The following is a 21,548-nucleotide window of genomic DNA, read 5'->3' as shown; positions in this document are numbered from 1 at the left end:
GCATCGTGGTGCGGGCGGGTTCGATGGTCTGGGGTGTGTCGGTACCCGAGCCGTTGGGCCGGGCAGTGACGGACCGCTTACGAAGCGGCGGACATGGTCTCGGCCAATGTTGATCAGGCCGCCCGTGCCCCCACTCCGATCCACCGATTCGGCAGTGTCATGCACAGGCGCCGTTCTGCTATGTAGGCGGCCCGCCGACGGTTACGCGACCCCTAATATCGGGCCCTCGCAGACGGCCTGGCAGCGTCCGCCACACCCGTGACGGTGAGGCCGAGCCGCCGCAATTCCTCGATCGCTACCTCTGGTCGGTCTCGCACGGCAGCCGCTGTTTGCATGCGCCGCCACTCTTCTCGGCCCTCAGCCACTTCGGCCTCCCATCCGTCCCGCCCCGCCACGCGACAGTCGCGGATGAGAAACTCGATGAAGTCCTCGACACATGGGCGAAAGCGGTCCCCGCCGGTAGGAACATGGATTGACTGAATCGCAGCAGGTGTCGGATGGCCAGTCTGTGACAACAGATAAGTGAAGAGCCCACTCTCAGCGTGCACGTGGACGTGCGAACACGGCACCGTATGAGCGTCGCGAACGTACTCGATCCGCGCGATCGGCTTCTTGCCACGCTTTTCCAAGAGCTGGAATGTGGACTTGTGCACAGCGAGATGACGCCCAGACCGGTCGAACGTCAGCTCGAATCCGAGTTTGACGTGACCTATTGCAGGACTGCCCAGCTCAGCATGGATACTCTGCTGATACGCGAATGCATAGCGGCCGCCTTTCGGCGAGGCCTCCACCGTCAGCTGATCCGAGCTAGGGCTGCCTTCCAGGCACATCAGAGCCCTTGTCGAAACATCCAGGGCGAACCGCTTGGCCTGCTCCTCGAGACCGGTGTCCTTGCTCACGCATCCTCGAGAAGGAACTCGATGGACCGCAGCTCATCCCACGCCGCCAATTCCTCTGGCGTCAGGGTGTATTGAGCCGCGAGCTCCCCGATCTCCTCTCGCGTCATCCCGACGCGGCGCAAGACCTCGCGGTGTCGTTGGCGAAGTTCCTCAGACGTGCTGTGTTCGACCGTAACGGTCATCGGCGACTTACCCTCCCTGCTTCGTCGACCATCTCCGTTCATTATGCACGCACCTCGCTCTCTGATCGGGGATCGAGGCAATCTGGTTCTACCAGCGGCGACCGACAGGTTGGATGACGTCGAACCTCCTGGCTTCAGGTGGCATCTCAGGGTCTCAGTCGGCCAGTCACCGAAACGCATGGAGCCGACCCCGATCGTGTCATTCGCACCGAGAGGGTTGCGGTAGCGCGGTGCCTACGGCGATTCGAAACCTACAGCGGATTCGGTACGGCGCGGTGCAGGGGGATCTTGGTCAGTATTCGAGTTCGGTCCACGGGATGGCGATCGGGAACGGACGGCTGAATTCGAGACTGGCCGAGTTCTCGTGGGTCCACTCTGCCGCGACGATGTAGTTGGCGGAGTGGAGTGGCTGTGCACCGTCCGGGAGTCGCGCATGGCCGATGTCGAGGCCGTATGCACGGACGACGGCGATCGCGCTGACCTCACGGGCCAGCGTCACCTCCCAGTACCACGGGATGCCAGCGCTGGCGTAGCGACATTTCTTGGCTTCGATGTCCGTTTGCGTATTCAAAGGGGACACAACTTCCCCGACCAGGAGGACATCGCTTCCCCGCACATCCTGATCCGGCGATTCGAGACAGCGGTAGACGAGGAAGTCCGGCGTCAGGAAGTCGGATTTCCCGGTAGGCCCCAGGAACAAGCTGGTTTCGAAGCTGACCCGCCAGCAGTGCTCCGGCTCGTCAGACATCGACTTTTGCACACAGCGTTCGAGCGAGTCCGTCAGACGACGTGTGGACACCTGGCGTTCGCCGGGTTCGCGCCCTACCCACACCACTCGGCCGTCCCACAGCTCGATCTGCTCCGCGATCTCTTGGGGAGTCGCACCAATTCTTCCCACGCCATCGACTCGGGAAGGTCCAGCCGTTCGGCGGGTGAAAGCAACATGCCGAAATGGTGTGGCAGACACTGACTCAGGACGCACGGAGCTAGGGCACGAGCAGCAGCTGACCCGCCTTGGACCGGACGATGGAGAAGTGCTTGCGGTCCAATGTGGCGAGGGCGGTGACGGGGGAATCGTTCGCCAACGGCGACGACACCAGTCCTCGGGTGAACTGATCAGATTGATGCCGACATCAACCGCCCCTCAGCCGCGAGTTTCGCGAGTTGAGGCCAGTTGCCGCCGCTGGCACACTGCCAGCATCCCGCCGAACATCGGATGTTGCCGAGGGGGTGTGGCACGCAACTCCGGGCTACAGCTGTAGGCCCTAGGTGTGCGAGAGGCGGTTCGTGGCTACCGTACGGACGGTCGGAATCGAGTGAAGCCGGTGAGCGCTCGCCGTACCGTCACCTCGCCGACGGGTCCAGCACGCAGTCCGTCGAGCACCTCGTCGGACATCTCGCCGTAGGTCTCGAACGACTGAATAGTGCAGTGCTCCATCACATCCTGGATGTAGGGATCGGACAACTTCCAGTGTGCGAGCACTGCCTCCGAGTCGTGATAGAGCTGGAAACTGTGTGCAAGCCCGCGGTCTTCGTCGAGAAAGACCTGCACCATCAGCTGCGGGCCATGCTCTGCGACGAACGCCACCGCCCGCTCTACGGCCACCTTGAACTGTTCGAGATGACCGTCGGTTATCCGCATGGTGTTGTGGAACAAAATGCTCATTCCTCGATAATCAAACCTTGATAAAGGTTGAGGTCAAGCCGAACCGGCACGGCATTTCACCTCATACAGCTGCTACCGAGGTGTTGCTGCGGGATTGGCTTGACGGCAGATAGCTCCCCACTGAGGGGCCGCCGGTGGGGAGTTCCAACTGGCCGACGGCGTTGCGCTACTACGCCCACCTATGGCCTGATGCCGACGAGGCGACGCGGGCGACGGTTGGCGGCATACTCGAGGCTCGACTCGCCACTACTACGTACCGGAGCTAGAACAGGACCGGCAAGTAGCCCGCCGAACGAACGAATGCGCTGGTCAATGCCTATTAGTTCAGCCCAGCATAAGAATGCAACCCGCTGATCACCATGTTGATGATGAACAGGTTGAACAGCATCGCGACGAAGGCGGCGATGTTGATCCAGGCGGCCTTGGTGTCGCGCCAGCCGGAGGTGGCGCGGGCGTGGAGGTAGGCGGCGTAGAGGACCCAGGCGATGAAGGAGCAGGTTTCCTTCGGGTCCCAGCCCCAGAAGCGGCCCCAGGCGGCTTCGGCCCAGATGGCGCCGAGGATGACGCCCGCGCCGAAGAGGGGGAAGCCGATGATGGTGGCCTTGTAGGCGAGCCGGTCCAGGGTGCGGGCGTCGGGGAGGCGGCGGGCGATGGCGCCGAGGACGTTGGCCGACTCCTGGCCGTCCGGCTGACGCAGGCGGTAGAGGAACAGCATGCTCGCCACGCCCGCGAACAGGAACACGCCGCTGCCCACGCTGACGATGGTGACGTGCACCGGCAGCCAGAACGACTTCAACGCGGGCACAACGGGCGCGGCGTCGGCGTAGAGCACCGTGCCGGCGAGGAACAGCAGGATCAGCACGGGGACCAGCAGGAACGCCCACATGGCGCGGTAGCGCTGCTCGCGCAGGAGCCCGATCCCGACCAGCACGGCGGCGGCCGTCGCCATGGTGACGAACTCGTACATGTTGCCCAGCGGGAAGCGGTGGGTCGCGAAGCCGCGCAGCACGATCGAGCCCACGTGCAGCGCGATGGCCACCATGAGCACCGAGAACGCCATGTTGCCCAGCCGCTCCGACAGGGGCCGCCGCGCGGGTTCGGCGACCCGGCCCGGTCCCTGCGGCGTCGATCCGCCGCCCACCGTCACGAGTTCGCGCTCGGCGACCTGACGGCTGCGCGCCGTCGCGTACTGCCAGATCAGCAGCACCAGCACCAGCGCGTACACCACGATCGCCGTCTTGAAGGCGAAGTCGCTGTACCTGGCGATGGTCTCGTCGATCGGCATCGTCACTCTCCCGTGGTCTCGGCGTGCTCATCGAGCAGGCGCGCGCGCAGCCGGTCGAACTCGCCGCCCCAGCCCGCCTGGTCGGTCCTGGCGAGCCCGCCCATCTCTACTACAGTGCGTCGTTGGTCAACGGTACCGGCTGCGTCATCGGCCGGGTAGACCCGCACCCAGATCCGCCTGCGCTTGATCAGCAGCGAGACCAGCAGACCCGCCATCATCAGCAGCGCGCTCACCAGCACCCACTGCTGAGCGGGGTCGTGGGAGACCTGCAGATTCACGAACTCCTGGGCACCGTCGAAGGTCACCTTCGTGCCGTTCGGCAGCGTGGTGGACTCGCCGGGGCGCAGATTGACCCTGGCCTCCTTGGTCAGCCTGCCCTGTTTGACCTGCTCGGGGTCGAGGGCGAACAGCGACTGCGGCTTACCGGTGTCCAAGCCGGTGTCGCCGCGATAGATGTCGACCGCCACCGCAGGATCGTTCATCGCGGGGAACGCCGAGCTGAGCAGCGATCCGTGGAACATCGCGGTGGGGGCGAACAGCCCTTCGATCGCGATCTGGTTCTTGCGGCGCTCCTCGTCGCTGGCGTACATCCCGCCGGGCGGGTCGATCCGCAGCACGCCGCTGGACAGGAACGTCGAGGCGTCGTCGGGCCGCCACTGGATGGACTCGGTGCGGGTCTGACCGTTGGGGAAGGTGACCGTGAAGGTCGGCGCGTAGCCGTGTCCTTGCAGGTAGAGCCGGTCACCGGCGACGCGGAGGGGATGGTTGACCTGCACCCGGGTGTCGCGCCAGGTGTTCGTCCGCAGGTCGTCGCCCGCCTGGTAGGAGAGGTTCGCGGTGAACATCTCCGCTTGCCCGTTGGTCAGGTAATCGGCCTGGAAGTCCTTCACCCGCACGCACACCGGCGTCATGCCGGTGCCGTCGTTGACGTTGCCCGCCTTGAACGAGTCGAACACCGCGGGCGAGGTGGTGCAGAAGCCGGGGCCGTTGTTCGCCAGCACGATGACGCTGCCCTCGTAGCCGAACAGCTTGCCCGCCGCGATGGCGATCAGCAGCCCGACCAGCGCGAGATGGAAGACGAGGTTGCCGAGTTCGCGGGTGTAGCCCTTCTCCGCCGACAGCGCCAGTTCACCCTCACGCGGACCGGGGCGTACCTCGGTGCGCCAGCCGCGCAGCTGGGCGCGGGCGTGGTCGATCTGCTCCTGCGGCGACCGCTCGACCGCACCCGTGTAGTGGTGCGGCAGCCTGGTCAGGTTGCGCGGCGCCCGCACCGGCGGCGTGCGCAGCGCGCGGTAGTGGTCGAGCGTGCGCGGCAGGATGCAACCGACCAGGGAGATGAACAGCAGCACGTAGACGGCCGTGAACCAGAAACTGGAGAACACGTCGAATAGCTCGAAGCGGTCCATCCACGGGCCGAGCCTCGGCCGGTCGGCGATGTACTGCTCGACCTTCTGCTCGTTGAGGTTGCGCTGCGGCAGCAGCGCGCCGGGGATCGCGGCCAAGGCCAGCAGGAACAGCAGCACCAGCGCGGTGCGCATGCTGGTGAGCCCGCGCCAGGTGTTGCGCGCGAACGCCCACGCCCGTCCGATCAGGGATTGGCGCGGCGGACGCTCGGGGCTTTCGATCGTGGGATGGTCGGTCACGGTCATATCGGCAGGGTCACCTCGGAGACGAACGCGTCGCGCACCCAGGCGACGAACTGGTCCCACGCCCCGGTGACCAGCGCGGCGCCGACCGCGACGAGCAACATGCCCCCGATGATCTGGATGGTGCGGGAATTGCGGCGCAGCCAGCCGACCCCCCGCAGCGCGCTCGCCGACCCGAACGCCAGCACCACGAACGGCAGGCCGAGGCCGAGACAGTACGCGACGATCAGCGCGACCCCGCGCACCGCCGTCGTCCCGTCGGTCCCTGCGGCCACCGCCATGACGCCCGACAGCGTCGGACCGAGACACGGCGTCCAGCCCAGCGCGAACACCCCGCCCAGCAGCGGCGCGCCCATGAGGCTGGTGAGCCTGCGCGGCTCCATCCGGGTGTCGCGCTGCAACGCGGGCACCAGGCCGATGAAGACCAAGCCCATCAGGATCGTCACCACACCGCCGATGCGCTGCAGCAGTTCCCGGTTCACGTTGAGGGTCTGGATGACGCCGAACACGGTCGCGGTGGCGAGGACGAAGACCACGGTGAAACCGGCGACGAACAAACCGGCCGCACCCGCGACTCGCATCCGTCCCGAGGGCAGCGGCCGCTCGGCGGTCGCGACGCGGGTGCCGGCGGCCTCCGCCACCGTGGCGGGCGGCGCCTCCGCGCCGACCAGTCCGGCCAGGTAGGACAGGTACCCCGGCACGAGGGGCACCACACACGGCGAGGCGAACGACACCAGACCCGCGAGCAGGCACGCGCCGAGCGCCAGCAGCAGCGGCCCGGAGGCCGCCGTCTGCTGGAACGAATCACCGACTCCGGCGAGCACCATCACAGGTCCTCCCCGGTACGCGGCGCGGTGCGCGCGAGCGTCACACCGAGTCCTCCACAGCGTCCTCGGACGATCGTCCGGCGCCACGGCGCGGCGCCACGGTCCGCTCGGTGGCCGCGGGTTCCTCGCCGTCGAACACCGCGAAATCCAGCAAAGACTCTGCCGCGACGCTGCGCGGCACGGTGGCGATGCCCGCCCACCTGTCGTCGACGGCCCATCCGCCGCCGATACGTCGGGCGCCCTGCCGTGGCCGGCAGGCACGCAGGTGGCGGGTACGACGGTCGCGATTCACTGTTCTTCCTCCGCGGCGATACTTTCGACTACTGGCTGGAGATCCTCGGCGAGCAGGGACCGCAGGAATACCGCGGCGACCCGGTGTTGCCGGTCGAGGACGAGCGTGGTCGGGATGACACTGGTTGGGAAATTCCCGCCGAGCGCCAGGAGCGTGCGCATCGACGGGTCGTAGATGGACGGGTAGCCGACCTTGTTGTCGACCACGAAATCTTGGGCCTTGTCCTGTTGCGGGTCGCGGACGTTGATGCCGAGGAAGGCGACGCCTTTGTCCTTGGTCGCTTCGTAGACCTTTTCCAGGGCGGGCGCTTCGGCGCGGCACGGACCGCACCACTGGCCCCACAGGTTGAGTACCACGACCTTGCCCGCGTAGTCCTCGACCGAGGCGGTCTTGCCCGCCGTCATCAGGTCGGGACCGGAGAGCTTGCCGATGGTGCCGCGCGCGGCGGGCGGGTCGTAGCGGATGTCGGTCTTGCCGCCGGGCGAGACGAATTCGAAGGTGCCGCCCGAGGCCACCGCGTCCGAACCGGTCGAACACCCCGCGAGCGCGGCGATCAGCGCCACGCACGCGAGCAGAACCGGCAGCACCCGCCCGGCGCGCGCCGAGGGCGGGTGGAAGAACGCGGTGCGGTGCGTCATGCGCCGTGTACCGAGGGGTCGGAGCCGCCCGCTGGCTCGGAGTAGACGATGTCGACCAGGGTGTCGCCGTGGTAGACCAGCGAGGTCAGCGACGCGAGCGAGCACTGCCGCTGACGCGGATCGTGCCAGAGGCGCTGCCCCTGCAGGAACCGCCGCAGCGTCCACACCGGTAGCTGATGGGAGACCAGCACCGCTTCCCGGCCGGCCGCTTCGACCCTGGCCTTGTTCACGGCCGCCAGCATGCGGTGCGCGATCTGCAGATACGGCTCGCCCCAGGACGGGGTGAAGGGGTCGCGCAGCTTCCACCAGTGCCGCGGCTTGCGCAGCGCGCCGTCGCCCACCGAGACGCGCAGGCCCTCGAAGGTGTTGCCCGCCTCGATGAGGTTCTCGTCGGTGCGCACGATGACGTCGTGCTGCGCGGCGATCGGCTCGGCGGTCTCCTGCGCTCGCTGCAGCGGCGAGGCGATGACCAGGGCGATGTCGTGATCGGCCAGGGTGCGCGCGACCGCGGCGGCCTGCGCGCGCCCCGTCACCGAGAGGCTGAAGCCGGGCAGGCGGCCGTAGAGGATGCCGTTCGGATTGTGCACCTCACCGTGGCGCAGCACGTGCACGATCGTTTCGATCGCGGTGCCGCCGTCGTGCACCCGATCGGCGCGAGTTCGCGCGTCGGCGGGCTCGGCCTCGGTTCCGGCGCTCTCGGTCTGGTCCGAAGCCTGCGTGTCGCCTTTGCGCGCCGCGGCGACCTGCGCGTCCGACGACGCGGCGGCCGCGGCGAAATGAGCGCCCGCGTCGACCAGGCTCGAACCCTCGGAAGCGAGGTCAGCGGCCTGTGTCCCGGCGCTCGCGGCGGCGAACTGCTCACCGGCGTCGATCACGGTCGCGTCGGCGACCGGATCGAGCGCGACGGCGGTCGCGCCGTGCGTCACGGTCGCCTCCGGCTCGGCGGACGGCTTGGCCGGCTCCCGCCGGTCGGCATCGGGCTGGTCGAGGTCGGAGGTCACGCGCGGGATCCTTCGGGGGTGGCGGCCGCCGCCGCGTGCGCGGCGGCGGGCAGGGCGGCAGCGATACGGTCGAACGCGTCCTCGTCGAGCGCCGCGGAGACGAACCACGCTTCGAACGCGCTCGGCGGCGCGTACACGCCACCGTCGAGCAGGGCGTGGAAGAACGCTGGGTAGCGCCAGGTCTCGCTCGCCTTGGCGGCGGCGTAGTCGGTGACCGGGCGTTCGGCGAAGAACACGCTCACCATATTGCCCGCGAACTGGACCTGGTGCCCGACCCCTGCGTCGGTGAGCGCCGAGGTGAACAGCTCGCCGAGACGCTGCGCGTTGCGGTCGAGCGCGGCATACACCGCGTCATCTGCCGCGCGCAGCGTGGCGAGGCCCGCGGCCACCGCGACCGGGTTACCGGACAGCGTTCCCGCCTGATAGACCGGACCGAGCGGCGCGAGGTGGTTCATGATCTCCGCGCGACCGCCGAACGCGGCCGCGGGCAGGCCGCCGCTCATCACCTTGCCGAAGGTGTAGAGATCGCCCGCGACGCCTTCCCGGCCGAACCAACCGGCGGCGCTGACCCGGAAACCGGTCATCACCTCGTCCATGACGAGCAGCGCCCCGTGCTCGGCGGTGAGCGCGCGCAGGCCCGCGTTGAAGCCGGGCAGCGGCGCGACCGCGCCCATGTTGCCCGCCGCCGCCTCGGTGATCACGCAGGCGATCTGCCCGGGATTCGCGGCGAACGCCGCGGCGACGGCGTCGAGGTCGTTGTAGGGCAGCACGATGGTGTCGGCGGCCTGCGCGCCCGTCACGCCAGGCGAGGTGGGCAGCCCGAGCGTGGCGACGCCGGAGCCCGCGTCGGCGAGCAGCGCGTCGACGTGGCCGTGATAACAACCGGCGAACTTGATGATCTTGGTGCGCCCGGTGTAGCCGCGGGCCAGCCGGACCGCGCTCATCGTGGCCTCGGTGCCGGAGTTCACCAGCCGTACGCGCTCCACCGGCGCGACCCGCCGCACGATCTCCTCCGCGAGTTCGATCTCGGCCTCGGTCGGCGCGCCGAAGGACAGGCCGCCGCCTGCCGCGGCGCGCACCGCCTCGACGACCGCCGGATGCGCGTGGCCGAGGATCATCGGACCCCAGGAGCAGACCAGGTCCACGTACTCGTTGCCGTCGGCGTCCACGAGTGTGCAGCCGTCGGCCGATGCGATGAATCGCGGTGTGCCGCCGACGGACCGGAATGCCCGCACCGGAGAGTTGACGCCACCCGGGATCACCGAACTCGCCCGGTCGAAGAGCTGTGCGGAAACCGGCACAGCTGCACTGGTCACGCGCGGAGAAGAACTCACGAGTTCCAGTCTCTCAGCACCGGAAAATCGGCTTGACGACAGGGTGTAGTGCAGTGATGCAGGCCGCAGCCGCCCGGCAACACGCCGAGGTGGGGTTCGCGCGTAATTCGATCGCTGAGAGGTTGCCGGTGCGTAGTCTCAGCTCACATTCGTCCATCGTTCGGGAGGGTCTGCATGCGGATTGCCATCGTCAGCGTGGGTGTGCTCACCGTCGTCGCCGGGGCCGCCATGGCACTCGGCGCCGGGTCCGCAGCCGCGCAGCCGCTCGATCAACTCGACGAGGCGCGGCTGGCCATCCCGTTGGACCACGCGGCGACCACGGCGCTGGCCGGGGGGCCGATTCCCGCCGTGGTCACCATGTTCGTCCCACCCAACCGGATCGGCGCGGGGCTGAAGAACGATTCCGCCATCTACCGCGACGATCGCGGCGCGGTGCACGCCACGCTGCGCCAGGTGGTGCTGGAGGCGGCGGGCCATCCGGACGGGACGGTCACCGTGTATCTGAACGCCCCCGGCACCCGCGGTGGCCGTGTGCTGGACATCTACCAGCACTGGAACTGAACGCGCGCGGTCAGGCGTACATGCAGGGCACCTGCGCCGACATGGTGTGCAGCATGCACATGAACCCGTTGTAGGGGCCCGCGGAACCGGAATCCGGCACGAAGATCGGCGCGTCGACCGGGTTCGCGTCCTCCAGTGGCAGTCCCTGAGTCGCGCCGGCGGGCGCGGCTGCGAAACCGAGGGCGGCGGCCACGGCAAACGCGGCACAGATCTTCACGGCGAACCGGTTCATCAAACACTTTCCTTCATCGACGCGCGTTCCAACTACGGCCGAAATACTAACGGCCACAGAGCCATTCCAACCAAAGCGCGCGGTCGGCCCGCGTCGGGCGCCGAACGGAGCGCGGTAGCACGGTAACCCGTCGTCGCGCCGTCCGCGAGGGTTCGCAGGCAATGTGTGGCTACGTGATGCCGAGGCAGAACGCGGCGAAGCCGGTCGTCACCAGGCACGCCAACGGCGTCGGTAGGGCGTGCAGCAGCGGCGCGGGTGGGGTGGCCAGGAAAACCGGTGTCACCGGAACAGGCTCTTGCGGAACGGTTTCGGCGGACGCGGTGGCTGGTACGGCAGCGGCCGCGCCGATCACACCGGCCGCCACCGCACCCAAAAGTGTTCGCTGGACAGTTGGTTTCATGTGATCAGCGTTCCCTCGGCGCGCGGCATCAAACGGCCGCAAGCGGGTTGGCGCTGATCAGCGCGCGGTTCCCGCGGCAAGCGGGCGGCGCGCGAGCCGGGCGACGACGTCGATGGCGAGCACGCCGGCCACCGCGACGAGCACCGTGGCCAACAGCCACCACGGCGCGACGTAGCGGACCGCGGTGAAGCCAGGGGCGTCGCCGGAGGGCGGGAAGTCGGTGGTCCGCACGCCCGCACGCGCGCTGAACACCGCCCCGACCAGCGCGAGCACGAACAGATCCACTTCCACGAGCACCGCCACCAGCCAGCGCCTCATCGGTCCACTCCGTTCGGATCACGCTGGACGACCTCGGTCAGCGCCGTGCGCAGCGCTTTGTGATCACGGGCCCAGGCCTGCACCAGGCTGCCGTCGGCCAGCCGCAGACCGATGCCGGTGCGGCGGCGCGGCACGCCGGTCAGCTCGCCGAGCGCCCTGGCCGACTCCCACTCCTCGTCGTCCCAGGAGTCCTCGTCCCGTTCCGGGAGCACCTCCGCGATCGAGTCCAGCGGCAGCGACTCGGTGCCGGAGCGCAGCGTCTCCGTGGTGAGTTCCACGCTGACGTGCCGTTTGCCCGCGACCACTTGCAGCGCGACGAAACCGGCGATCAGCGCGGCGCAGAACAGCAGGGCGAACCAGTGCACCTCGCCACCGGTGACGAGTTCGAGAGAGAGAATGGCCAGGCACAGGATCGGCCCGTAGGCCACGGCGCGCCAGTGGGCGCCCGGCTCGGTGAACAAGATGGCCTCGGCGCTCACGCCGGTGCCCCCACGGCAGCGCGCGCCGGCACGACGAAGAGCGGAATCAGCGACTCAGGCCGGGCAGCAACAGCACGGCGACGGTCAGCACGGCGAACAGAATCAGCAGGCTCAAGACGGCCAGATCCCGACGAATGCTGTGCGGCTGCTGGATCACCACTCGCATCGATGCCTCCGATCCTCCGGAGCCATTTGCCGAGTTCGCGCGCGTAATGAACGACAACGCATGGCAAACGACTACCGGTTCCCACGTCCACTGTGACAACCCTCACCATACATGCCGGACTGTCTCGGACAAATTGGGAACGTGTTGCATCGGAGCCTCAGCGCCTGCCCGGCTGGAAGTAGGCGGTGGCGTCGGGCCGGTGAGACAGGTAGATGGCGCCCGCCGCGAGCACGGCCTGCACGATGGAAGCGCCGCCCGCGACGAGCGAGGCGGTCCCGGTCACGGCGTCGATGGCCAGCAGGGCGCCGACGCCGATCACCACGGACCACGCGCCCAGCACCGTCAGCACGGTGCGCGCCCACGGTTTGCCGCGCCCGAACTGGTGCACGATCACCAGAGCGAGCGCGGACAGACCGAGCCCGATCAGCACGACGACCACGTAGACCAGCGACACCATCAGTTCGGCGCTGGCCATCGTGACCTGCGGATCCTGCACCCTGGCCTGCTCGAAGACCTCTTCGGCGAACGAGCGCCGCTGATCCAGCGCGGCGACGATCGAGGCCGTCAACTGCACCACGCCGAACCCGACGACACCCCACCACAGCTGCCGCGCCGTACCGACGTCCTCCGGCATCGGGGGCCGGGCCGGGCCGGCGACGAACGGTCCCGCCATATTCGTCACGACAGCCAGTTCGCGACCTCGGTCGCCCAGTAGGTGAGCACGAAATCCGCGCCGGCCCGGCGAATGCTCAGCAGCGACTCGAGGATGGCGCCGCGGCGGTCGATCCAGCCGCGTTCGGCGGCGGCGGTGATCATCGCGTACTCGCCGGAGATCTGGTAGGCGGCGACCGGGACAGTCGAGTGATCGGCGACCTCGCGCAGGATGTCCAGATACGCCATGGCCGGCTTGACCATGACGATGTCGGCCCCCTCGGCCAGGTCCAGTTCCAGTTCACGCAGCGCCTCGCGGCGATTGGCCGGGTCCTGCTGGTAGGTGCGCCGGTCGCCTTCCAGCGAGGAAGCGACGGCCTCACGGAACGGACCGTAGAACGCGGAAGCGTACTTGGCGGAGTAGGCCAGGATGCCGGTGTCGACGCGCCCGGCCGCGTCCAGCCCGCGCCGGATCGCGCCGACCTGGCCGTCCATCATGCCGCTGGTGCCGAGCAGGTCGGCGCCCGCTTCGGCCTGGGCGAGCGCCATCTCGACGTAGCGGTCCAGCGTCGCGTCGTTGTCCACCGCGCCGTCGGCCGCGAGCACGCCGCAGTGCCCGTGGTCGGTGAACTCGTCCAGACAGGTGTCGGCCATGACGACGGTCGAGCCGCCCACCTCGTCGGCGAGGGCGCGCAGGCCGCGGTTGAGGATGCCGCGCGGATCGCTGGCCGCGCTGCCGACCGCGTCCTTGTCCTCGGGGCGTGGCACGCCGAAGAGCATGATGCCGCCGACACCCGCCGTGACCGCCTCGACAGCCGTCTTGCGCAGCGAGTCGAGCGAGTGCTGCATCACGCCGGGCATGGAGCCGATCGGATGCGGTTCCGTCAGGCCGTCGGCCACGAACATCGGCAGGACCAATTGCCGTGGTTCCAGTGTTGTTTCGGCCACGAGACGACGCAGAGCGGGGGTGCGGCGCAACCGCCGTGGGCGGTCCATTCCGGTCATGAATCGCACGATACGCCCGGTGCGATCGGCTGTCGCCGGCGCCCGTGGCCTGCTCCCCGGCAGCGATTCAGACCTTCTGGGACAGCTACCGCCCGTTATCCGCGGAACACTCATGTCATCCGTGTGATAACAGTGTGCGAAATCACACATTCTCCCAGGTGCGAAGGCGCATACTCCGACTAGGCGAGACCCGCTGGGGGACAAGCATGACCGATCCGCACATCGACATCTCGCTGGCCAGAGCCGCCGACTTCGAATCGTGGGCGGCGGTGTTGCTGGCGGACTGGTGGCCCGTGCTGACCGACGGTCTGCCTGCGCCCGCGTCCGTGCTGCGGATCTGGCGGGCCACCGACGCCACCGGGCAGAACTTCGGCGTCGAGTTCGTCGCGCGGCAATCGGCCCCGCCCGAGGTCATGCCGGGCGCGCACGTCGCCTTCCGGATGCTCGGCATCCGTCCCGACGAGCCGGAATGGATACGCAGCCGGGGGACGCACTTGGTCGGCGGCACGGAGGACGCCACCGTCGGGTTGCGCTACTCCGACACCGCCCGCAGCGTCTTCCTGCGCCTGCAGAGCAGACCGTGCCAGGTGACGGAGGCGGCGGGCCGACGGCTGTGCGCCGGGGCGGAGACCAGCCTGCGGTTTCCGGACACCGCCTCCGGACCGCTGGACGTGCGCGTGGCCCGCAACAGCGCGCGGCATCTGCTCGCCGAGCACAGCGCACGGCATGCCACCCCGGCCGATCCCCTCCAACTCGGCCCGCCGCACCGGGTCGCCGACATCGGCTGGGCCTTCATCTTCCCGTGGTCGACCACATCCTGGTACCTCGACGGCTCCGTGCCCACGCTCCCGCCGGGCAGCCGCGGGCCGATCGTGGTCGTCAAGGACACCGGGCACACCTGGCTGCTGGACAGCCTGCGCAACTACGACGCGCAGCTGACCGCGTACGCGCACGCGAACGGGTACCACGTCCCGATGGAACAAGCGCGATGATGGACGGCGTGGGGTACCGCGAGACGGGCTGCTGAGATGACCGAGCCGCCGAGCGAGCTCGAACTGCTCGCCATGCAACGGCGCGCCGAAGCGCTGTGGGACGCGGGCGACGCGGCGGGCGCCGAACACTGGCTGCGCCGGGCCGCCGCGGGTGGCAGCGCGCCCGCGATGGGCATGCTCGGCGCGCTGCTGGGAGCCGACGGGCGGATCGGCGAGGGGATCCACTGGCTGGAGACCGCCGCCGCGCGAGGCAACCAGGCGGCGGGCGTGCAGCTGGGTCTGCTGCACACCGAGCGCGGGAATATCGATGAGGCCGAGCGCTGGCTGCGGCCCGCCGCCGAGCGCGGGTTGCCCGAAGCGCTGTGCAACATGGGCGTCATCGCCAACCGGCGCGGACGTGACGAAGAGGCCGAGCAGTGGTACGAGCGAGCCGCTCGCGCCGGAAATCCCACGGCCATGCGCAGTCTCGGCCTGCGCCTGGCGCGCCGCGGCGAATTCGACCGCGCGATAGACCTGCTCACCGAGGCCGCGCGACGGGGAAGAACCGATGCGATGGCGGTGCTGGGCGCCCTGTATCTGGACCGCGGCGAACCCGCCGAGGGCGAGCGGTGGTTGCGCAGGGGCGCCGAAGCGGGCGATCCGGACTCGATGTTCCACCTCGCGTTGTTGCTGCGCGCCGCCAACACTCCTTACCTCGCAGGTGATTTCGCCGACCCTGAAGTACTGCGTACCGCCGCCGCCATCGCGACCGGCCGCACGCCGGCGCAGTTGGAGGCGCGGCAGTGGCTCGAACGCGCGGCCGCGCTCGGCCATCCGCAGTCGCTGCGGCTGCTGCACGATCTGTGACCGCCGCCCGTCCGGCCCTCGAAAACCCTTCTGGCCAGCGGAATTTGTCGGTACCCCCGGGTAAAATCGAAGGTACGTTCGAGGGGGCTCGCCCGCCCCCGATCGCCACGGGAGGGATGCCAATGCGCACACCGCAAACCGTTCTCATCGATCGCCCCTACTCCCCTTTACAGAAGCGCCCGCTGCCACCGGGCCGCCCCCGGGCGTGGTACGTCATGCACAACCGGCGGCTCAAGGCGATGCGCCTGGCGATCGCCCTGCTCGACTCGGGCGTCTACGCGCCGAGTTACGCGACGAACAAGCGGATCCGGCACACCGCCGAGGTGATCGGCATCCGCCCGCCGTCGGACGCCACCTGCGCCATGGTCCGCACCTTGATGCGCAGGCGGTACTGACCTTCGAGTGGCGCAGCCCGCGCTGATCCCTACAGCTGGACCCGGTACAGCCGACCCCGAGTCGGCTGTACCGGGTCCAGCTCATACCCGTCCGGATCTCCGTAGTAGGCGATCTCCCGGACCGCCGCCGGGTCCCGGACATCGAAGGCGCGGATGCCCGAGGACGTCCAACTGCGCGCCAGGGCCGTGGGATCGGCCGCCCGGTTCGCGGCGCAGTAGTGGGTGTCGTAGGCGAACAGCGGACCGCCCGCTGCGGAAGCCATCGCGGTGTCCTGATGCTCTGGCAGGTTGATCTCGAGCTCGATGGTCTCGAAGATCCGCGGCCGGGTCGGCTCGGACAAGCGAGCCCACTTCTCGACGCGGCACCCGGCCACATCCGACATTGCTCCGGCCTCGAATGAGGGCTGCCCCCAACAGAGAAGCCCCACTCGCCCCCGAATACGCCAGCTCAACCACGTCTTTCGAGCGAAGCGAGACTCAGCATCCGCCGTTCGCGACCCGGCTCACGTGTGCGCCATCAGATGGCCGCGGCACCCCGCGCCGAATCGCGCTCGCTCCCGACAGTCGGCGGCCCTGACCGCGCACCGGGTCGCGACCTCGAACCACTCACGCACCCAGCGCACCCCGACCACAGGTTTCGAGCGAAGCGAGACCGAGCATGCGCGTTCGCGGCGACGAAGTCGCGGCAAATCCAACACAGCTACCTGCTGCGGCGGCTCTTCTTGCGCGGCGGCGGCAGAAGTCCTTCGGCGCGCAGCCGGGCCGCGTGCTCGGCCAGCGCTTCGACCAGGGGACCGACCTGGGCCACATCGGGCTGCACGTCCACGCGCAGGCCGAATTCGATGGCGGTCTCGGCGGTCTTGGGGCCGATGCAGGCCACGATGGTGCGTGCGTGCGGCTTGCCCGCGATGCCGACCAGGTTGCGCACCGTGGAGGACGAGGTGAACAGGACCGCGTCGAAACCGCCGGTCTTGATCATCTCGCGGGTCTCCGCGGGCGGCGGCGACGCGCGCACCGTGCGGTAGGCGGTGACGTCATCGATCTCCCAGCCGCGGTCGCGCAGACCCTCGGCCAGCGTCTCGGTGGCGATGTCGGCGCGCGGCAGCAGCACCCGGTTCACCGGGTCGAACACGTCGTCGTAGGGCGGGAAGTCGGCCAGCAGGCCCTCGGAGGACTGCTCGCCGCTGGGCACCAGCTCGGGGTTGATGCCGAACGAGCGCACCTTGTCCGCGGTCGCCTCCCCCACGCAGGCGATCTTCACACCGGAGAACGCCCGCGCGTCCAGACCGAACTCGGCGAACTTCTCCCACACCGCGCGCACCGCGTTGGTGGAGGTGAACACCACCCACTGGTAGCGCCCGTCGACCAAACCCTTGACCGCGCGCTCCATCTGGGCGGGGCTGCGCGGCGGCTCGACCGCGATGGTCGGCACTTCCATCGGGATGGCGCCGTGCGTGACGAGCCGTTCGCTCATCTCCGCCGCCTGGTCCTTGGTGCGCGGCACCAGCACGGTCCAGCCGTACAGCGCGCGCGACTCCCACCAGGACATCTTCGAGCGTTGCGCGACCACCTTGCCGATGGTCACCACCAGCGGGCCGACCAGTTCGGAGGCCGCGCTGTTCAGGGTGGCCAAGGTGGCCTCGATGGTGCGCTGTTGGCGGGTGGTGCCCCGCACCGTCACCGCGACCGGGGTCTGCGGAGCCATGCCGTGCTCGACGAGGGCGCTCGCGGTCTCCGCGAGATGACCGGAGGTCGCGTGCAGCACCAGCGGACCGGGCGCGGCCGCGAGCGCGGCCCAGTCCACCTCGCCGCGCACGTCCGCCTCGGTGTGCCCGGAACCCAGCGCGATGCCCGCGTAGCTGGGCACCGCGGAGCCGTTGGGCAGGCCGGGCAGTACCTCGAAGACCATGTGCGACCGGGTGACGGCGTTGACCTCGGCGATCACCGAGTCGGTGGTCAGCGGGTCGCCCGCGACCACGCGGACCACGTCGTGCCCGGCGCGCGCTTCGGCGATGAGCGTCTTGGCCACCTCGGCGGGTTCGCCCAGCGCGGGCCGCACGTCGACCGGACGTTCCCCGTCGGGACCCGCCTCGACCGAGGTGCCGATCAGAGCGAGCACGCCCTTGTCGACGTCGGGGTCGGTGAACGCCAGCGTCGCCCGCCCGATCACCTCACGGGCCCGTACGGTGAGCAGCGCCGGGTCACCCGGACCCGATCCGACGAAAAGGATGCGACCGGGGTGCTTCTTCGTGGCTCGGCTCATGCCTGCACCTCGCTTGCGCTCGGCTCCGGCATACCCGAGGGCACGGTGCCTATGCTTCCGCTCATCGGCTGTTCTCCATTGGGCTGGGGTTGGGCAAGTCTGTGGCGGGCGAACTCACCGCCCGGATGGGGGAACCGTCGTCCGGTTCGGTGGCGAGCAACTCGCGCGCACCCATGTCGAGCAACTCGCGGGCAAGCGCGCGGCCGAGTTCGGCGGCGTCGCCGGGGGCGCCGACCACCGAGGCTCGCAGCACGTCGGATCCGTCGACGGCCGCCGCGCACGCGCGCAGCGACAGCTCGTCCACGATCCGCCCGTCGTCGTCGAGCGATTCCACCACCTCGGCGACCGCGCCGACCGGTGCGGTGCAGCCCGCCTCCAGTTCGGCCAGCAGCGCCCGCTCGGCGATGACCGACGCGCGGGTGGCCGCGTCGTCCAGGCCGGAGAGGATCTCCACCAGCGCGGTGTGGTCGCTGCGGCATTCCACCGCGAGCGCGCCCTGCGCGGGCGCGGAGAGCATCTGCACCGGCTCCAGCGACTCGGTGACCGCGTCCAGCCGGTCGATACGGGCCAGTCCGGCTCTGGCCACCACCACGGCGTCCAGTTCGCCCTCGCTCACCTTGCGCAGCCTGGTGTCCAGGTTGCCGCGCAGCGGGACGATGTCCAGGCCGAGCCCGAGCGCCCGCAACTGGGCGGCGCGGCGCGGCGCGGAGGTGCCGACCTTGGCGCCGGCGGGCAGCTCACCGAGAACCAGCCCGTCGCGCGCGACCAGCGCGTCGCGCGGGTCCTCCCTCGGCGGGATGGCGGCGATGGTGAAGCGCGGGTCCTGCGCGGTCGGCAGGTCCTTGTAGGAGTGCACGGCGATGTCGATCGTGCCCGCGGCCAGCTCGTCGCGTAGCGCGGAGGTGAACACGCCGACGCCGATCTTCTGCACCGGATCCGAGGACAGGTCACCGGCGGTCTTGATCACGACCAGCTCGGCGGGCTGCCCGGCCGCGATCAGCGCGTCGCGCACGGTGCCCGCCTGGGTCAGCGCGAGCAGGCTCCCTCGGGTGCCGATCCGCCACGGTGCGCGAGTGCCGCCCGCGGTGGCGTTGCCTTCTTGGTGGACCATGGTCATGCCGTCTGCCCCTGTTCCTCGCCGCGATGGCCCGCGGTGAAGTCGTCGGCCAGCGCGATCTCCCCGTCGGCCAATGTGATCTCGGCGCGATCGCCCGCGAGCGCGGTGATCTCCATCGGCGCTGCGACCGCCTGGGCCGCGCCCGGCTTCAGTTCGAACAATTCGCGCAGCGCCTCGGCGTAGCTGTCGCCGCCCGGTGTGGACGCCAGCTGCTTGACCCGCACCGTCGGCGCGTGCAGCAACTTGTCGACCACCCGGCGCACCGTGCGCGCGACCTCGTCGCGTTCCGGGTCGGCGAGACCGGGCAGCCGCGAATCCAGCCGCAGCAGTTCCGCCTCGACCACCTCCGCGGCGCGCTGGCGCAGCGCCGCCACGGTCGGGGTCACCTCGGCCATCCGCTGTCCGGCCAGGTACTTCGCGAGTTCGTCGGCGACGATCGACCGGGCGGCGGCGGTGTCGTCGGCGGCGGCTCCCGCCGCCGGATCGCGTTGCAGCGTCTCGATGTCGATGAGCGTGACGCCGGGCAGCCCGGCCACGGCGTGCTCCACATCGCGCGGAAGGCCGAGATCGCAGAACACCAACGGCCGCTCCACCGTGGCGGATTCCTCGCCGCGCTCACGGTCGGTGAGCGCGCGGTGGGTGTCGGCGAGCGTCACGACCGCGCCGACCGCGCCGGTGCAGGTGATCACCACATCGGTCGCCGACATCGCCTCGGTGAGCCGCGACAGCTCCATGGCCTCGGCATCGACGCCGTGCGACCGCGCGGTCTCGGCGAGTCTGCGCGCCCGCGCGATGGTGCGGTTCACCACGATGATCCGGCCGATGCCTGCGCGGGACAGATGCGCGACCGCGAGACCGCCCATCGCGCCTGCTCCGACCACCGCGGCGGTCCGGCCTGCCAGCGGGCCGAGCACTTGCTGCGCGCGATCGAGCGCGACCGACACCACCGACGCGCCCGCGCGGTCGATGCCGGTTTCGGCGTGCACCCGCTTGCCGACCCGCAGCGCGTGCTGCGCCAGCTCGTGCAGGGTCCGTCCCACCGCGCGCTGCGCGTCGGCGGAGGCGTAGGCGCCGCGGATCTGGCTGAGCACCTGCTGCTCGCCGATCACCATCGAGTCCAGCCCGCTGGCCACCGCGAACAGGTGCTCGGCGGCGGCCTCGGAGTAGCGGACGTAGGCGTGCTTGGTCAGATCAGGCATCGGCAGGCCGGAGTGCTTGGTCAGCAGGTCGCCGATCTCGGCGAGACCGCCGTGGAAGGCGTCGACCACCGCGTAGACCTCGACCCGGTTGCAGGTGGAGACGATCATCGCCTCGGACACGTGACTGGAGGAGATCAGGCGGTCGATCAGCTTGGGCCGGTCGGCGTCGGTGACGGCCACCTTCTCCAGCACGGGGACCGGCGCGCTGCGGTGCGAGATGCCGACGAGAAGAACGCTCATGGTGTGACCACCGATCCCTTGCTGCTTGGCTCCGTTGCCGTATGCGAGGTTGTCGTATGCGGGGTTGTCGCGTGCTGGAGTGCCGGGTGCGCAGGCGCCGCGTGCGATGTCGGCAGGCGGTGCGCGATGCGGCCCGATCCGGCGTGCGCGACCTCCGGCAGCGGAGCCTGCTCCGCGTTGCGCATCCGCTCGAACGACAGCATCTGCATCTCGACGGCCAGGTCGACGCGACGGACCTCGACCGTCGCCGGTGCGACCAGCTCGCAGGGCGCGAAGCTCAGGATCGACTGCAATCCGGACGCGACGAGCCGATCGCACACGTCCTGGGCCGCGTCGTCGGGAACGGTGATCACCGCGATGGTCGGTTCCAGCTCGGCGACCGCCGCGGGCAGTTCGGCGACGTCGCGCACCACCAAGCCCGCGACCGGCATGCCGATCACCTCCGGGTCGCTGTCGAGAATGCCGACGACGGTGAATCCGCGCCGCCGGAACCCGCCGTAACCGACCAGGGCCCGGCCCAGGTTCCCCGCGCCGACCAGCACGACGCGATGACCCTGCGACAGGCCGAGCACGTCTTCGATCCGGGCGCGGAGCTTGGCCACGTCGTAGCCGACGCCGCGCACCCCGTTGGGGCCGAGGAAGGACAGATCCTTGCGCAATTTGGCCGAATTGACACCCGCCGCGACAGCCAGTTCCTCACTCGATACGATGGCAACACCGTCGTCGGCCAACATGGCGAGGACCCGAAGATAGGTAGCCAGCCGCGCGACGGTGGCCTGCGGGATGTCCTTCTGCAGAGCCCTGCCGGAGACGCCGCCTGGCGCCTCATGCTGCTCTGTCACGTCGTCGGCTCCTCGTCCCGGGCCTCGGGCTCCGGTTCGTCGCTCGACCCCCTCTGACCGGGGACGGTCCGG

Annotated in this window: 26 protein-coding genes; 4 read left to right on the top strand and 22 right to left on the bottom strand. The window is 69.5% G+C overall.

What is annotated here, in order from left to right:
- Window positions 1-212: 212 nt before the first annotated feature.
- From ACH49X_RS12695 to hemL, 11 genes are all read right to left on the bottom strand, one after another.
- Window positions 213-899, bottom strand: a complete 687-nt coding sequence (locus ACH49X_RS12695; RefSeq protein ID WP_357207482.1) for a hypothetical protein — start codon at window positions 897-899, stop codon at window positions 213-215.
- Window positions 896-1,081, bottom strand: coding sequence for a hypothetical protein (locus ACH49X_RS12690; protein ID WP_195083120.1), 186 nt, complete (start codon window positions 1,079-1,081; stop codon window positions 896-898). The genes ACH49X_RS12695 and ACH49X_RS12690 overlap by 4 nt, the downstream gene beginning before the upstream one ends.
- A gap of 292 nt (window positions 1,082-1,373) precedes the next feature.
- Window positions 1,374-1,979: a Uma2 family endonuclease gene (locus ACH49X_RS12685; RefSeq protein WP_323124670.1), complete on the bottom strand. Its 606-nt coding sequence runs from the start codon at window positions 1,977-1,979 to the stop codon at window positions 1,374-1,376.
- A 393-nt stretch (window positions 1,980-2,372) separates the two neighbouring features.
- Complete coding sequence (locus ACH49X_RS12680; RefSeq protein WP_357207480.1) at window positions 2,373-2,747, bottom strand: hypothetical protein; 375 nt, start codon at window positions 2,745-2,747, stop codon at window positions 2,373-2,375.
- Between the two features lie 319 nt (window positions 2,748-3,066).
- Entirely contained in the window at window positions 3,067-4,032 is a 966-nt protein-coding gene (ccsB, locus tag ACH49X_RS12675; protein ID WP_195083121.1) for a c-type cytochrome biogenesis protein CcsB, read from the bottom strand.
- A gap of 2 nt (window positions 4,033-4,034) precedes the next feature.
- Window positions 4,035-5,681 carry a cytochrome c biogenesis protein ResB gene (locus ACH49X_RS12670; RefSeq protein ID WP_357207478.1) on the bottom strand — a complete coding sequence of 549 codons (1,647 nt, stop codon included), beginning with the start codon at window positions 5,679-5,681 and terminating at the stop codon, window positions 4,035-4,037.
- Window positions 5,678-6,505 carry a cytochrome c biogenesis CcdA family protein gene (locus ACH49X_RS12665; protein WP_195083123.1) on the bottom strand — a complete coding sequence of 276 codons (828 nt, stop codon included), beginning with the start codon at window positions 6,503-6,505 and terminating at the stop codon, window positions 5,678-5,680. Before ACH49X_RS12665 ends, ACH49X_RS12670 begins: the two co-directional genes overlap by 4 nt.
- Before the next feature lie 40 nt (window positions 6,506-6,545).
- On the bottom strand, window positions 6,546-6,797 hold the full coding sequence (locus ACH49X_RS12660; protein ID WP_195083124.1) for a hypothetical protein: 252 nt from the start codon (window positions 6,795-6,797) through the stop codon (window positions 6,546-6,548).
- Window positions 6,794-7,435: a TlpA disulfide reductase family protein gene (locus tag ACH49X_RS12655; protein WP_357207476.1), complete on the bottom strand. Its 642-nt coding sequence runs from the start codon at window positions 7,433-7,435 to the stop codon at window positions 6,794-6,796. Before ACH49X_RS12655 ends, ACH49X_RS12660 begins: the two co-directional genes overlap by 4 nt.
- The gene (locus tag ACH49X_RS12650) at window positions 7,432-8,079 is read right to left on the bottom strand and encodes a histidine phosphatase family protein (RefSeq protein ID WP_195045987.1); all 648 of its coding nucleotides are present in this window, start codon (window positions 8,077-8,079) and stop codon (window positions 7,432-7,434) included. Before ACH49X_RS12650 ends, ACH49X_RS12655 begins: the two co-directional genes overlap by 4 nt.
- Window positions 8,080-8,432: 353 nt before the next feature.
- Window positions 8,433-9,752, bottom strand: coding sequence for a glutamate-1-semialdehyde 2,1-aminomutase (hemL, locus tag ACH49X_RS12645; protein ID WP_397069686.1), 1,320 nt, complete (start codon window positions 9,750-9,752; stop codon window positions 8,433-8,435).
- 192 nt (window positions 9,753-9,944) lie between these two features.
- Between hemL and ACH49X_RS12640 the strand changes: the two genes are divergently transcribed.
- Window positions 9,945-10,331, top strand: coding sequence for a hypothetical protein (locus tag ACH49X_RS12640; protein WP_195083127.1), 387 nt, complete (start codon window positions 9,945-9,947; stop codon window positions 10,329-10,331).
- A 10-nt stretch (window positions 10,332-10,341) separates the two neighbouring features.
- Here the strand turns inward: ACH49X_RS12640 and ACH49X_RS12635 are convergent, their stop codons facing one another.
- From ACH49X_RS12635 to hemB, 6 genes are all read right to left on the bottom strand, one after another.
- Complete coding sequence (locus tag ACH49X_RS12635) at window positions 10,342-10,563, bottom strand: hypothetical protein (protein WP_195083128.1); 222 nt, start codon at window positions 10,561-10,563, stop codon at window positions 10,342-10,344.
- 169 nt (window positions 10,564-10,732) lie between these two features.
- Window positions 10,733-10,963, bottom strand: a complete 231-nt coding sequence (locus tag ACH49X_RS12630) for a hypothetical protein (RefSeq protein ID WP_323124668.1) — start codon at window positions 10,961-10,963, stop codon at window positions 10,733-10,735.
- 57 nt (window positions 10,964-11,020) lie between these two features.
- Window positions 11,021-11,281: a hypothetical protein gene (locus ACH49X_RS12625; protein WP_195083129.1), complete on the bottom strand. Its 261-nt coding sequence runs from the start codon at window positions 11,279-11,281 to the stop codon at window positions 11,021-11,023.
- Window positions 11,278-11,760 (bottom strand): hypothetical protein, encoded by a 483-nt coding sequence (locus tag ACH49X_RS12620; RefSeq protein WP_195083130.1) that lies wholly within the window; start codon window positions 11,758-11,760, stop codon window positions 11,278-11,280. The genes ACH49X_RS12625 and ACH49X_RS12620 overlap by 4 nt, the downstream gene beginning before the upstream one ends.
- Window positions 11,761-12,083: 323 nt before the next feature.
- Window positions 12,084-12,599 (bottom strand): hypothetical protein, encoded by a 516-nt coding sequence (locus ACH49X_RS12615; protein WP_195083131.1) that lies wholly within the window; start codon window positions 12,597-12,599, stop codon window positions 12,084-12,086.
- A gap of 5 nt (window positions 12,600-12,604) precedes the next feature.
- The gene (hemB, locus tag ACH49X_RS12610; RefSeq protein ID WP_195083132.1) at window positions 12,605-13,582 is read right to left on the bottom strand and encodes a porphobilinogen synthase; all 978 of its coding nucleotides are present in this window, start codon (window positions 13,580-13,582) and stop codon (window positions 12,605-12,607) included.
- A gap of 206 nt (window positions 13,583-13,788) precedes the next feature.
- Between hemB and ACH49X_RS12605 the strand changes: the two genes are divergently transcribed.
- The 3 genes from ACH49X_RS12605 (at window position 13,789) to ACH49X_RS12595 (ending at window position 15,815) form a co-directional block, all read left to right on the top strand.
- Window positions 13,789-14,574, top strand: a complete 786-nt coding sequence (locus tag ACH49X_RS12605; RefSeq protein ID WP_195083133.1) for a hypothetical protein — start codon at window positions 13,789-13,791, stop codon at window positions 14,572-14,574.
- A gap of 36 nt (window positions 14,575-14,610) precedes the next feature.
- Window positions 14,611-15,420, top strand: coding sequence for a tetratricopeptide repeat protein (locus ACH49X_RS12600; protein ID WP_195083134.1), 810 nt, complete (start codon window positions 14,611-14,613; stop codon window positions 15,418-15,420).
- Window positions 15,421-15,542: 122 nt separating this feature from the next.
- A complete protein-coding gene (locus tag ACH49X_RS12595) occupies window positions 15,543-15,815 on the top strand; it encodes a hypothetical protein (RefSeq protein WP_195083135.1) in 273 nt (90 codons plus the stop codon).
- Between the two features lie 29 nt (window positions 15,816-15,844).
- Here the strand turns inward: ACH49X_RS12595 and ACH49X_RS12590 are convergent, their stop codons facing one another.
- The 5 genes from ACH49X_RS12590 to ACH49X_RS12570 form a co-directional block, all read right to left on the bottom strand.
- On the bottom strand, window positions 15,845-16,156 hold the full coding sequence (locus tag ACH49X_RS12590; protein ID WP_195083136.1) for a hypothetical protein: 312 nt from the start codon (window positions 16,154-16,156) through the stop codon (window positions 15,845-15,847).
- A 359-nt stretch (window positions 16,157-16,515) separates the two neighbouring features.
- On the bottom strand, window positions 16,516-18,078 hold the full coding sequence (locus tag ACH49X_RS12585) for a bifunctional uroporphyrinogen-III C-methyltransferase/uroporphyrinogen-III synthase (RefSeq protein WP_067810871.1): 1,563 nt from the start codon (window positions 18,076-18,078) through the stop codon (window positions 16,516-16,518).
- Between the two features lie 61 nt (window positions 18,079-18,139).
- Window positions 18,140-19,195, bottom strand: coding sequence for a hydroxymethylbilane synthase (hemC, locus tag ACH49X_RS12580; RefSeq protein ID WP_323124667.1), 1,056 nt, complete (start codon window positions 19,193-19,195; stop codon window positions 18,140-18,142).
- Window positions 19,192-20,634 (bottom strand): glutamyl-tRNA reductase, encoded by a 1,443-nt coding sequence (locus ACH49X_RS12575; protein WP_357112662.1) that lies wholly within the window; start codon window positions 20,632-20,634, stop codon window positions 19,192-19,194. The genes hemC and ACH49X_RS12575 overlap by 4 nt, the downstream gene beginning before the upstream one ends.
- On the bottom strand, window positions 20,631-21,476 hold the full coding sequence (locus ACH49X_RS12570; RefSeq protein ID WP_357112659.1) for a redox-sensing transcriptional repressor Rex: 846 nt from the start codon (window positions 21,474-21,476) through the stop codon (window positions 20,631-20,633). The genes ACH49X_RS12575 and ACH49X_RS12570 overlap by 4 nt, the downstream gene beginning before the upstream one ends.
- Window positions 21,477-21,548 lie beyond the last annotated feature (72 nt).

The sequence above is a fragment of the Nocardia sp. NPDC019323 genome, assembly GCF_044389845.1.
In the GTDB taxonomy this organism is placed as follows: Bacteria; Actinomycetota; Actinomycetes; order Mycobacteriales; family Mycobacteriaceae; genus Nocardia; species Nocardia implantans.
Note: the sequence above shows the minus strand (reverse complement) of the source record. Positions and strands in the feature narration are given on the sequence as shown.